The organism is Streptomyces sp. NPDC029164 (assembly GCF_055563995.1).
The window spans coordinates 1-11,667 of the sequence record NZ_JBVHWW010000075.1 but is presented as its reverse complement, the minus strand read 5'-3'; the positions used below and the strand labels follow the sequence as shown (position 1 = coordinate 11,667).

Genomic DNA, 11,667 nt, shown 5'->3' with positions numbered 1-11,667 from the left:
CCCCCCCCCCCCCCCCCCCCCCCCCCCCCCCCCCCCCCCCCCCCCCCCCCCCCCCCCCCCCCCCCCCCCCCCCCCCCCCCCCCCCCCCCCGCCGCTCTGTCTGTCGCATGGTGCGGCACGGTGCGGAGGCGGGCTGCACCGGTGAACCGGGCGCCCCCCCCGCCACACCCCCCGGGCCAGTACCGGTGTCTGGGGCGGCTCCGCGTGTGCCTGGCGTGTTGCGAGGAGAGAGTTGCTGGTCAGGGTAGGGCGCGGCGTTGTTGTTCTTGTCTGTTGTTGGTGTGGGTGTCTTGGTTGTCGTCGGTGAGGAGGTGGGCGAGGAGGAGGCCGGTGGCGCGTTGGCTGAGGCCTTGGGCGGCGGTGATCAGGCGGGTGTGGTCGTGGGCGGGCAGGGACACGGCGATGCTGGAGGCCCGGCCGGGTAGCCCGAGGGAGAACGCGACGCAGACTTCTTTCTCGGAGTATTCGAGGAGGTCGAACTGGGCGGCGTGGGGGCCGGGCTCGTCGAGGACGTCGAGGAGGGCGCGGGGGCTGGTGATGGTGCGTTCGGTCAGTTGCACGGAGGGGTAGCGGGTGAGGTGGTCCATGCGGGAGTCGAAGTCGAGTTGCGCGAGGAGGCTTTTGCCTACGGCGCTGGCATGGGCGGTTTCGGTGAAGGGGGCCCACTCGTGGACGGGTGGGGCGGAGGCGCTGTGTGCGCAGCCGTTGACCTCGATCTCCCCGTGGGTGTAGGTGCTGATGTAGACGGCGGCGCCGAGGTCGTCGCGGAGTTGTTCGAGGGCGAGGTTGAGCATCCGCCGGTGGGGGTCCGCCTTGGTGACGAGGTCGAGGACGGGGCCGGTGAAGTATGCGCCGCCGACGGTCTCGACGAGCCGCTGCTCAAGGAGCCAGTCCAGCAGCCGCACGGTGGTGTTCAGCGACATCCTGGCCTTGTGCGCCAGGGCACGGCTGTCGATGCCGCCGGCCGTGCTGATCACGTGGAGCAGGTCGCGGGCGCGCTGGGTGGTCTGCCACTTCCGGGGCACGGGGGTGGGGGTGTTGCGGTGGCGGGCCATGTCATTGAGGACGGCGGGGCGCAACGCGTTCACCGACCAGGGCTCCACCATCTCCCTGCCGTCGTCGGTGTCCGCCTCGGCGGCGGCCTGCCGCAGCAGGTGCACCGCAGCCGCGGTCGCGTCGGGACGCAGATCGGGCAGCGGCAGACGAAGCCCGCCTTGGGCGGGGGGCAGTGCGGCCAGGTGCGGCCGCCGACCGCCGGCCGTCGCCGGCTGGGGGGCGTACCCGTATTCGGGGACCTGGGGGGCGGGTACGAGGTGCAGTTGCGGCTGCTCGCCGCCCACCGCGCCGGTCGTGGTGGGGGAGCCGTCGGTGTCGGGGTGCAGCAGGTGCTCGGGCACGCCGAGCCCTGCACGGACCTCGTCGAAGTGCTCCTCGTCCTCGGGCTGTCCGGGCTCCTCGTCGGGGAGGCGGCGGGCGAGCGCGGCCAACAGGCGCGCGGCGTCACCGTGGCCGTGTCGGGCGGCCTCGGCCACCAGGAACCGTGCCTCGTCCGTCCAGTCCGCCCCCGCGCGCAGTGTGAGCGCGGCCATGCGGAACATCGCTCCGGGGTGGCCGGCGGAGGCGGACTCGCCGAGCCAGTCCGCTGCCACGGTCAGCTCACCCCGGCGCAGGGCCTTCGATCCGAGCAGGTAAAGCGAGTTCGCCCGCTCCCACCCGTCCCGGTCGAGCCCGTACAAGCCGCTCAGCGGACCGAAGTCTCCTTGGGGCCGGTCCCAGAAGTCTTCCGGCCCGGCCAGCTTCGCCAGCAGCTCCACCAGCCCGGTCGACGGCGGAAGGTCGCGGCTGTCGTTGTTCAAACGGGTCACCACCGTCACCTGTCCCTCTTCCTGCGTCCTGATGATTTCCGGTGCGCATCACGGATGAACGCCTGCAGCGCGTGCCGCAGCTCCACAACAGCGTTGTGACGCTCCTGGTGGAGTCGTCGGGCGCGTATGCCGAGGGCGGCGGCGATCTCGACGTCGGTCAGGCCCTGGATCTGTAGCCGCACCACCTGCCGGCGCACCGACGACGGCATTGCCTCGATCGCCCCCACCAGCAGGTCCCGCATCGGGTCCAGATCCCCGACCGCCATCTGCTCGGGCGAGGGGGCCAGCGACGTGGCGGACGACTCCAGCCTGTCCCCTACCAGTTCCTGACGCGCTTGCGCGTTCAGCTGGTTGAGAGCCAGGTTCCACGCCGACTTGCGCAGGTACGCGGTCAAGTTCACCACGTCACCCAGCAGCCCTTCGGCCACCCGCGTGATCACGTTGGTCACCGCCTGTTGCACGACGTCCTCGCACGTCGCCCACGACAGCTTTCCGCTGGTCTTCCCGCGCAGAACCGCCGGCTCGTTCTCCAGGAAATCCAGTGCATCCGTGACCAGCTGTTGGGCCTGCTCGGAGTCGGCCCACCCGCTGCCACGACTTCCTTCCTCCCCGGCTGCGCCGGCTTTCACCGCCGCCAACGGCTTGTCCGCGCGCGAGCGCGGTGGCGTCTTGGGCATCTCACCTGCTACCACGGCGCGCGCTCCTTCGGTGAGGGCCACGATCGGTTGGCGGCATCGGGGTCTACCGCCACGTCGACCAGGATCAGCCCCCCGCGGTCTGCGACCGTCACGCGCACCCGGGAAGGCCCGGACACCTCGACGTGCACCATGACCGGCACCCGTCCGGCCGCCGCCGGGACCACGGCGGCCACGTCCTCTTGAGGGGTTTCCGGTACTGCCGTGCGGGACCTGCGGTCACGCCACAGCCTCATCAGGGCGGCCGCCAGGGCAGCCACCGCGCCCACAGCCGGGGGGACCCCGGTCCAGTCGAAGGGCATCTGAAGTCGTTCTCCATCTGCGGTCGGTACGGGCACGGATCGCGCCCACGCAACCAGGACAACCGAGCGCCCCCCTTCTCCCTTCAGCACCCCCTGAATCACCCATTCGAGTGATGGTCGCTGTCCGCAGCCACCGCCCGTAGACGCGTGGCTACAGCTCTCTGACCTGTATGAACGCGGGGCGGCCGCCGGAAACTTGGTGCCTGCTTGTTCCGGGCAACGGCCGGTCGAGCTGTCCCGCAGCCGGCCCTCATCGTTGTCGGCGCTCCGCGGCGTGCGGGGCCCTTCTCAGCCCGGTGACCGGGCGCCCGAACTCAGTCGACCGCAGCCCGTCGGTGGCCGCTGCCGTCCCCCGCCCGGGTGAATCCGGGCCTCGTGTACGCGTGGGCGACTTGTGTGGTGCGCCTCCAACTCGCCCCGGAATCACGCCTCTTGACATCAAACGGGGTCTTTCTGCATGTTTCGGGCGGCCCGGTCGTCGGGCTGCTCGTGTGCGGATTGGAGTGGGGTTCATGGCGCGTTCGGTGCGTGAGGTGTTCGACGAGGGTCAGGCGGCGGGACGGCTGCGGGTGCCGGTCGCGGCGTGGCGGTGGGCGACCGGTACGGGGCTGGTCCCTCCCGGCGATGTCGGGCCGGGGCGGTGGTCGCGTGCGGTGGTGGAGGCCGCCGACCCGGAGCAGGTGCGGGCGGCGCTGCGGGGGATCGAGGCCGGGGTGGCGGCGGACCGGCTGACGGAGGCCTTGGGGGTGCCGCTCCCGATTCTCCGGCCGAGGGTGACCGCCTCGGCGGTCGGCCACCTCGTGAAGGCCGGTTTCCTGGTCTACCTCGGCGGGGACCCCCAGTTCCCCGTCGTCCATCCGGACCAGGTGGCCGCGCTCTGCCGCCGCCGGGACTTGCCCGCCCTCCTGGACCGGCATGTGCCCCTCGGCCCGGACCAGGCCGCGGTGCGACTGGGCGTGCGCCGTACCGACTTCGACCAGGTGGTGCGGCTCGGGTGGCTGGCCCCGATCGGCTCCGTGGACATCGACTACAAGCACCACGGCGGGGTGACCACGGTCCCCCTGTACGACGCCCAGGAGATCGCGCTCCTGGAGGTGGTCCGCCCTTCCGTGGACTGGCGGGCCGTGCGCACCGTCCGTGCCGGCCGCCGCTCCCCGCTCGCCGCCCTCACCCCGCTCGTGTCGGGCGAGGACCGGGTGTTTCTGGCGGCGGTGGCGCGGATCGCCAGGGTGGGCCGGGCCACGGTGGTGAACTGGCGCCGCCGGCATCCCAACTTCCCCGACCCGATGGCCGTTACGGACGTGCACCCGCAGTTCGACCGCCGCGCGGTCGTGGCCTGGCTCCTCGCCCACGACAAGATCGAAGTACCCACGGGGCCGACGCTCGCCACGCTGGTGGTGGCCGGGGCCGGAGGCGCCACGCACCGGTTCCGCTTCGATGACCCGTGGCTGTCTCTGGCCGACGACGCGGCCGGCGAGGACTGCTTGTCCGGCTGGTCCACCGACGATGACGCCGACGAGCTGGCCGCCCTGGCCGGCCGGGAGTTCGGGGCGTCGCTGCGCCGGCTGACCGCGCCAGGTACCGGCCCGCTGGCGGTGCCGGGGGAGGTGCGGATGATCGACCGATTCCGGTCGGGATCGGGCGGCCTGCGCCTGACGCTGGCCTGGCCAGCCGGCCTGCGCGGCACCGCCGGGTCAGGGGCGGCGGGCGGGGTGGTCCGCCACGGGATTGCGTACGCGGGTCCGGGTGAAGGCTGCGTCTGCACGCGGCACGACTGCGGCGGCGTGGTCCCCGTCTCCTGGTGCGCCGAGCACGGCGACGCGGTGGCGCCGGTGATGGAGTGGCACCCCGGAGGCGGGATCCGCTGCACCGACCTGTCCCGGGCACGCGGTCTCACGGCCGTCGGTCCTCGGGCAGACGGCCGGCATAACGAATGACGAGAAGGCGGAAGTCCTGCGCGAGGCCATCGAGGCCTACCTGGACGCGGTCGGCGACGAAGACCTGGACTCCGACAACCTCTCGTGGACGATGGTGAACGCCCTTCGACGAGCAGAAGCGGCGAAGAGCCCCGCGTGAAGGTGCAGTTTCGCCCCGCCTGCTGCCCCGCCCGCGGCGCGGCAGCAGGCGGGGCCGGGCTGCGGCATCCGTCCGAACCTCCACGACCCAGGCCAGGGCGTTCTACGGTGGCTGTTAGCACCCGCCGCAGGAGGAGCCGATGAGCGCCCAGCCCGACCACACACCCGCCCCCGCCGCCCCGTACGCGCCCGCACCTGGCGCTGCGGCCGAACTCCTGGCCCAGCTCCGGGCGGACCGCCGTGCCGAGCAGTGGGTGCCGGCGTTCGAGCGGGACTGGGGCAAGGCCCTGGAGGATGCCCGCCACGCGTTCAGCCTCACCCCGCTGCACGAGGTGGTGCGCACCTGGCAGCTGCGCGTGGCCGCGGCCCCGGACGTCGACGCCTTCATGGACTGTGGCCAGGACGACTCCGACTTCGTGGACCTGGCCGACGTCCTCGGCGGCCGCCCGTGACCGAAGAACAGCCGTGGGCGGTGCGTCTGTCCCCGCAGGCCGCGAAGACCCTCGCCGAGCTCCCCGAGCCGGCCCGGGAGATGGTCCGCGACGTCCTGGACATCGCGGTGCGCTCCCCATGGGGCTGGCCCCAGTGGAACGCCGGTGATCCTGAGGGTCAGGACGTCCGGGCCGCGTCCGTCGGGCAGCTGTCCGTCGTCTACGTGGCCAACCGGCTGACTCGGCGGCTGTCCGTCCTGGGCATCGTCTGGCTGGGCTAGGCACGGACCGTCGCTGTGCTGGACGGCCGACGTTGGCGGTCGCGTATGGCGGCAACGCTTACATTGCCGGACTTCTGGTACACGACGGTTCGGAGCCTTTGTGCTTCCTGGTTCACGGGCTGCCAGGCGTCGGGCTGTGCTCGCCCGGTCGTCACAGATGGAGATGTGCCGGTGGGGGTGCGGGGTCGCGGATGACCTGGATGACCGCGACGACGAGATCCTGTCGCTTCTGAAAGTGACGGCGCCGATCGACTCCATGGAGTCGATTGGCGCACGCGAACAGCGCGGTACAGCCGGAGGTGTGAGGTCAGGATGTTGACCGGCTTCGGATGGTCGGTGCTGGTGTTCTTCGGCGGCATCGCTGCGTGCTGTGGGCTCCGCCTGCGGGTTCATGTTTGCGTCGTTCACGGAGCACCGACTCTGGGAGCGGTTCTGGGCAGTGATGGCGGCACTGTTTGCGGGTGGTGGTCGCACCGGCCCCTTTTCGAAATGTTCTCCCTAGCTGGGCAACGGTAGTTGCTTTCGAAAGGTCGTCCCAAACGTACGTTCGAGGGGAAGGGTGCGGATCGTCTTGCGGGGCTTGGGGATGTATGGGCGATCGGATCGACGAACGCGGGTTCGGCCTGATGGCGCTGCTTACGGTACCCATCCCGGTCGGGATCCCCTTCCCTGATCAGGGCCTTTGTCAGCAGTGATGCCGCTGGGGCCGCACGGCCCAAGTGGCCGCCACCTGATCGTTGCAGCTGCTCTGACCGGCTATCGGACGCCGCGACACACAGTGGTGTCCAAATCCATCACAACCCAAGATCTGGTGGTTGTATGGCCGCTGCCACCCAGAAGTTGTGGTCCCTAATTCCACCAAGGGGTGCGGCTTCTCGTAGAGTGGTGGCTGCTTCACCAGCTCCTCCCGAACATCCACCGACACCTGTCGTGTGGAGATCCCGCGCCTTGAGTGCGGGTGGTCCTCATGGGAGTTGGAGGGGCAGTTGACGAACAGGGTGGAGCACGAGGAGCGGCGCGAGCGGCGGCTGATGTTTCTTCAGGCGCTGGTCGATTGGTCGCCTGTGGTGCCGCTGATCGTCAAGGCGGTGACGTGGCTGGTGGAGAACGTCGGATGAGGACGTGGTGGGACCGGACGGACGGCAGGCTCAGCATTGAGCCCGGCCGGGTATCAGTCGGCCGGGCTCATTAGCACCACCGTCACCATGCTGAGGGCTTGGTCCGGGCTGCAACCCGGACCAAGCGCCTCGGCTGCACCGGCCATCCGGCGGCGCCCGAGGAGGTGGGGCAGACGGCTCTGCTTTCGCAGCGGCCGCCTCTGGTATCTCGCACCGTGCCCGCCGCAGTCGCGTAAGGCATTTACGTGACACCGCACCCCACCCTAGCGCAGCGGGCTATGCGCTACCCCGTCCCGTTCACCTCCCGGCGAGGTCTCCTCACGGCGGGCTCGTCTCGTCTCCGTGAAGCGTGAGTCGACTTACGCATCTCGACATCATGCGCGTGAAGACCCCTGGGATCCGGCCCGCCAAGAGCCGGCTGCGCAGCCCTGCGGTCTGATGCTCGCCCGCTCCGGCGACACCGCAGCCGGCACCGTCCACGCCCGTGCCGCGCTGGATGCCCTCCCACCGGAAAAGCACTCCTTGACCCTCCGACTTCTCATGACGGAAGTCGAATAGGCCTCACAACTTCAGGAACGCGACTGCGGCGACGAACACGGCGACGGCCAGGCCGAGGGCGGGAATCAGGGCCGGGCTGGCGACCGCGACGGTCCCGGCGAATCCGGCGCCCATGACGGCGATGGCGATGTTGGTGCGGTCGTTAGGCATGTCTGTCTCCAGGCTTCGGAAGGCGGTCGCACTCGGACGGGTCGAACGTTCGAGGACCGGCGGCCTAGTCGCGCAAGTGCCGACCTCTACCCCTTTAAGGGTAGGCAGGTACGCCGCCCTAACCTGAGGGGTTTCCACGGGAGCGGACCTGTTAAGGCCCTTAGATGTCCTGTTAGGCCCTTGAATGCCGCGCGTTGAGGAGGTAAGGCCTCACGGCGAGCCAGGCCGGGACTGAAGTGAGGTGTACGGCCGGTCTTGAAACCCCTCCTCCTACCGCCGGGCCGGTCCGACGGCGTGCGGCGTGAACTGGCCGCGTTGGGCATGGCATGGAGATGGTGGAGCAGCTGTCGTTCGGGATGCGGGCCCCGGTCGCGGTGACGTACGTCCGGTGCGCGCAGTGCGGAGCGATGGGTGAGCTCGTCCTCGAGGACGGGCGGTGGACCGGGCGATGGCCCGGGCCGGGGACCACGTCCGCAAGATGCATCCGGGCGTGAGCGTCCCCGAGGTGCTCCGGCTCGTGCCTGACGTCGCCTACCCGCCCGCGGACGGTTCCGACGTCGCCGAGTGGGTCGCGCAGTACAACGCCCGGAACGGGATGGAGGCCTGGGGCCCGCGATAGCGCTGGAGCCGGCCCGCGTCCGAGTGAGTGGCGCAGTACAACGTGCGGAACGCGCCGCAGACCTGGGGCCCGCGCTGGCGACTCCCGCACGCCTCGGCACCGGATCAAGGCCAGGACGGCCACGGCCCATGATCGACACTCGCCCACAGATTCGCTTGGCGCATTACGCATGCGTTATTCGCATCGCGTGGACTAGACTTGCATCATGGTGATGGGTACGGAAGAGCTCCTCAGGCTGACGGTCGCTGCGCTGATGACGCGCACCGGTGAGCGTCAGAACGTTCTCGCCGACGGGCTCGGCCTGTCGCAGGCGCAGATCTCCCGTAAGCAGGCCGGTCGTCAGCACTGGTCGTTGGAGGATGTCGACGGTCTGGCCGCGCACTTCGGTCTGCACGTCCTGGACCTGCTGGCCGGCCCCACCCACGCGGTGGGCGTGCTCCACGGCTCGACCCCCGCCCTGCGCTCCTCCGACCTCGCCGCCCCGCGGCCGGCCCCCGCCCCGGCCGCGCAACTGCCACTCCCGGCCGTGCAGCTCCCCGCCCAGGCTCCGCAGGCGCCGGCCCCGCCGGCCGCTGCGGCCGTCGTGCCGTGCGTGCTATGCGGGCAGCCGTGCAGCGAGGAGGTCGACGGGTTCCCGCAGCACCTGAGCGCCGAGGAATGCGCGGCTGCCATCGCCGCCGCGCCCCCGGCCCCGGGCCCGGCGTCGGTCCCGGTAGCACCCGCTCCGGCACCCGTTCCGCAGCAGCTCCCCGCCGAGCCTCCAGCTCCGAAGCCGGCGGCAGACGCCGCGGCGGAGCCCGTCGCCCCGGAGCCTGCACCCGAAGCCGAGCCTGCGCCGGAGGTCGAGCCTGCGCCGGAGCCGGCCAGGATGGAGCCGGCCGTGGTGCGGGGGCCGCGGGCGTACGCCTCTGGGACGCTCGTCGACGAGATCACGGGTCGGGTGCACGAGGTGCTGGAGGAGTGCACCGGGGACTTGGAGGCCGCCCAGGCTGCCCTCATCAAGTCGGCGATCCCCGACGTCATGAAGCTGTTCAAGGAGTCCCGGGTCGGTGGCCGGTACGAGCACTCGGAGTTCCCGCCGACCGCCGACGTGCTGCGCAAGCGCTCCCAGAAGGGCGCGGACGAGATCTGGGAGGGCCGCCCGAAGTGGCGCAACCCCCACGTCTTCCAGGCGGCCAAGAAGGGCGAGACCTTCGAGGTGACGGCCCTGGACATGAACGCCGCCTACCTGTCGGCCTTCAAGTGCTGGCTCCCAATCGGCCAACTTCTCGAAAATACCAGCGGCGTCCACGACCGGAAAAAGTCCGGGGTCCACCTGATCACTCCGGCCGCCTGGGACCACACCGACCTCCCCAACCCGCTGGGCAACCGGATGGAGCCAGGCGAGTTGTGGGTCACCGAATCCACCCTCCGCCTCCTCCTCGACTGCGCCCGCGACGACCTCGCCGACGCCCCCACCATTCACCGCTCACTCGTCTCCGGCGGCACAGAAGTCCTGCTGGAAAAACTCCGCCGCGCCCTGGCGGAAGTTCGTAAAACGGCCCTGGCCGAGGGTGACGAACTGACCGTGAACTACGTGAAATCCATGTACTCTAAGCTGGTTTCCACCCTGGGTGAATCGACCGCGAATCGCGATATGCGGCGGCCGGACTGGATGCACATTATGCGCGCGAAAGCGTTCGCGAATCTGTGGATGAAAGCCAACAAAATCCACAAGGCAGGACTCCAGGTCGTGGAAATCTCCGGCACGGACGAACTTCACGTGATCGGCGATTGGCGGACAGTTTTCGCCGAGGGCCGGGACCTGAACCAGGTGAAGGAAAAGCAGACGTACACGCTGGGGGGTAAGCGCTGATGGCGGGTTCCGAGGACCTGTGGGCCCGCTGGGGCGACTGGGGAAAGCACGACGCCCGCGGCATGAAGGGCGGCGAAGCCCTGATCCTGGAACTCAACCGGATCGTCCACTCCTCCGGCATCGTCTCGCCCGTCACCTCCCGCCGCGGCCTCACAGCACGCCTGCGCTACCTCGACAGCCCGGCCGGCCGCGAGGCCCTGGCCGAACAGGGCGTCACAGCCCGCACGGTGCGCTCCTGGATGCGTGGAAAGGCCACCCCGTCCCCGGCGTCCAGGGAGCGGATTGACGCGGCGTACTGGTGGCGCCGGCGGGAGAACCTGATCCGCTCCGGCTGGCTCGCCCGCCACCTCGACAACAACGGCCGCGGCCGGCGTATGGAGATCTACCCTGTCGACCAGAGCCACGTGGACGACAAATTCCGGCGCCCCCTGAGCGACCGCTCTATCACCGTCCGGTACATCTGGGACGATCTGGTCAAGGCATGGGCCGACCGTGACGAGTCCCTGGTTGATGAGATCTGGGACGACGTCATCAGCGATCTCGACTCAGAATATGCGGCCTACGCATACGTCTCCTCCATCGGAATCGGAGCCTGACGCTCCTGCTGTTCCAGGCTGATCCACCGCCCAGAATGACGGGGGATCAGCCGTGTGTGTGGCTGTGGTGAGCTTTGTGGGCAGCGGGACGCCCGGTGTCTGGTCGAGACGCGGGGTCTCATCTCCTACTTGCCCAGATGAGATGACGACCTAGGACTCCGTCTCCTCAGGCCGCGGGCCGAGTCTGCGCTCGAATTCGCCTTCGTCGTAGTCCACGGTGATGCCGAATTCCTTCATTGTCTCGGTAAATTTTTCCAGCGGGATGTGGATCTCCGTGTTGCCGGCCTCTTGCCATCCCAGCGGCGTTCCCTCTGTTGGCGGTGCCTCGTGCAAGAAGAATGGCACCTTGGCGTAACCCAACTTGGAACACATGATCGCGCTTCCGTCCGGATTGGAACCGCACCGGTAGATGACCACCTCGTCGACGAACTTCCCGGGCATTTCTCACCTCACAACAGACCGCCCGTGGGCATGAAACAGCGGGGGCAGGCGCCATTTTAGGGAGACTCATACTGGAGCCCCCCGGGCGCAGCCGTGTGCTTTCAGCATCCCCCGGACCGGAGCAGCGCGCACCCCGAGAACCTGCCCCCGCCCAGTGGGGGTTGGGGGGCGGGGGGTTTTGATGCATTGATGTGGATGGGATGTTGAGGGGTTGTGTTTTTGGTATGGGGTCAGGAGGTGTGTGGGTTTTGGTATTTGGGGTTTGGGGGTGGGGGAGGGTATTCAGAAGGGGGTGTGTGGCTGCTGCTGCCCGAGTAGCGGTATAGACCAATGATTGGAGGGTGGTTGGGGGATCCGTGACGTTGCGTAGCGTGTCGTGGATGGGGCGGTGGGGTGGACAGGAGTGGGGGCCGGCGGGCATACTGCTACGGAGAAGGAGCGCGCAGCGCGACCGGCAGCAACCGGGAGGGCGGCGGTCCCGCAGGGTCCGGCCCTCGGGATCGAGCCCCTGATAACCCGTCAAAAGCTCTCTGACCTGCCAGAATTAGTCGAAGAACCCCGTGAACGGCCCCCGCTCCTCTTGCCAGCCGGCCACCGGTTCCACGGCGGCGATCTCGTCCAGCCCGAAGCGCAGCAGGTCCGCCTCCTGGGCGCGTTCCCGGGCCCGGGTGGTGATCTCCT

Annotated in this window: 12 protein-coding genes and 1 pseudogene; 8 read left to right on the top strand and 5 right to left on the bottom strand. The window is 69.6% G+C overall.

What is annotated here, in order from left to right; genetic code table 11:
* Positions 1–239 precede the first annotated feature (239 nt).
* The 3 genes from ACZ4VT_RS36965 to ACZ4VT_RS36955 are packed head-to-tail and all read right to left on the bottom strand — an operon-like array spanning position 240 to position 2,862.
* Complete coding sequence (locus ACZ4VT_RS36965) at positions 240–1,865, bottom strand: IclR family transcriptional regulator domain-containing protein (protein WP_467955740.1); 1,626 nt, start codon at positions 1,863–1,865, stop codon at positions 240–242.
* Positions 1,866–1,870: 5 nt separating this feature from the next.
* A complete protein-coding gene (locus ACZ4VT_RS36960) occupies positions 1,871–2,542 on the bottom strand; it encodes an RNA polymerase sigma factor (protein ID WP_467955739.1) in 672 nt (223 codons plus the stop codon).
* A gap of 8 nt (positions 2,543–2,550) precedes the next feature.
* Entirely contained in the window at positions 2,551–2,862 is a 312-nt protein-coding gene (locus ACZ4VT_RS36955; protein WP_467955738.1) for a hypothetical protein, read from the bottom strand.
* A 512-nt stretch (positions 2,863–3,374) separates the two neighbouring features.
* On the opposite strand from ACZ4VT_RS36955, the gene ACZ4VT_RS36950 reads away from it, so the two are divergent.
* From ACZ4VT_RS36950 to ACZ4VT_RS36930, 5 genes and pseudogenes are all read left to right on the top strand, one after another.
* Positions 3,375–4,799, top strand: coding sequence for a hypothetical protein (locus ACZ4VT_RS36950; protein WP_467955737.1), 1,425 nt, complete (start codon positions 3,375–3,377; stop codon positions 4,797–4,799).
* A 278-nt stretch (positions 4,800–5,077) separates the two neighbouring features.
* Positions 5,078–5,389, top strand: a complete 312-nt coding sequence (locus ACZ4VT_RS36945) for a DUF6247 family protein (RefSeq protein ID WP_467955736.1) — start codon at positions 5,078–5,080, stop codon at positions 5,387–5,389.
* Complete coding sequence (locus ACZ4VT_RS36940) at positions 5,386–5,649, top strand: hypothetical protein (protein ID WP_467955735.1); 264 nt, start codon at positions 5,386–5,388, stop codon at positions 5,647–5,649. The genes ACZ4VT_RS36945 and ACZ4VT_RS36940 overlap by 4 nt, the downstream gene beginning before the upstream one ends.
* A gap of 986 nt (positions 5,650–6,635) precedes the next feature.
* Positions 6,636–6,767 (top strand): hypothetical protein, encoded by a 132-nt coding sequence (locus ACZ4VT_RS36935; protein ID WP_381900702.1) that lies wholly within the window; start codon positions 6,636–6,638, stop codon positions 6,765–6,767.
* A 432-nt stretch (positions 6,768–7,199) separates the two neighbouring features.
* Positions 7,200–7,325, top strand: a pseudogene (locus ACZ4VT_RS36930) (XRE family transcriptional regulator); the annotation flags it as partial.
* A gap of 3 nt (positions 7,326–7,328) precedes the next feature.
* Here ACZ4VT_RS36930 and ACZ4VT_RS36925 read toward each other — a convergent pair.
* Positions 7,329–7,475, bottom strand: a complete 147-nt coding sequence (locus ACZ4VT_RS36925; protein ID WP_467955734.1) for a hypothetical protein — start codon at positions 7,473–7,475, stop codon at positions 7,329–7,331.
* A gap of 436 nt (positions 7,476–7,911) precedes the next feature.
* Here ACZ4VT_RS36925 and ACZ4VT_RS36920 point away from each other — a divergent pair, with 436 nt between their 5' ends.
* The 3 genes from ACZ4VT_RS36920 (at position 7,912) to ACZ4VT_RS36910 (ending at position 10,545) form a co-directional block, all read left to right on the top strand.
* Positions 7,912–8,094, top strand: a complete 183-nt coding sequence (locus ACZ4VT_RS36920; RefSeq protein WP_467955733.1) for a hypothetical protein — start codon at positions 7,912–7,914, stop codon at positions 8,092–8,094.
* 205 nt (positions 8,095–8,299) lie between these two features.
* Positions 8,300–9,949 carry a helix-turn-helix domain-containing protein gene (locus ACZ4VT_RS36915; protein ID WP_467955732.1) on the top strand — a complete coding sequence of 550 codons (1,650 nt, stop codon included), beginning with the start codon at positions 8,300–8,302 and terminating at the stop codon, positions 9,947–9,949.
* The gene (locus ACZ4VT_RS36910; RefSeq protein WP_467955731.1) at positions 9,949–10,545 is read left to right on the top strand and encodes a hypothetical protein; all 597 of its coding nucleotides are present in this window, start codon (positions 9,949–9,951) and stop codon (positions 10,543–10,545) included. The genes ACZ4VT_RS36915 and ACZ4VT_RS36910 overlap by 1 nt, the downstream gene beginning before the upstream one ends.
* A 150-nt stretch (positions 10,546–10,695) precedes the next feature.
* Here the strand turns inward: ACZ4VT_RS36910 and ACZ4VT_RS36905 are convergent, their stop codons facing one another.
* On the bottom strand, positions 10,696–10,986 hold the full coding sequence (locus tag ACZ4VT_RS36905) for a hypothetical protein (protein WP_467955730.1): 291 nt from the start codon (positions 10,984–10,986) through the stop codon (positions 10,696–10,698).
* Between the last annotated feature and the right edge of the window lie 681 nt (positions 10,987–11,667).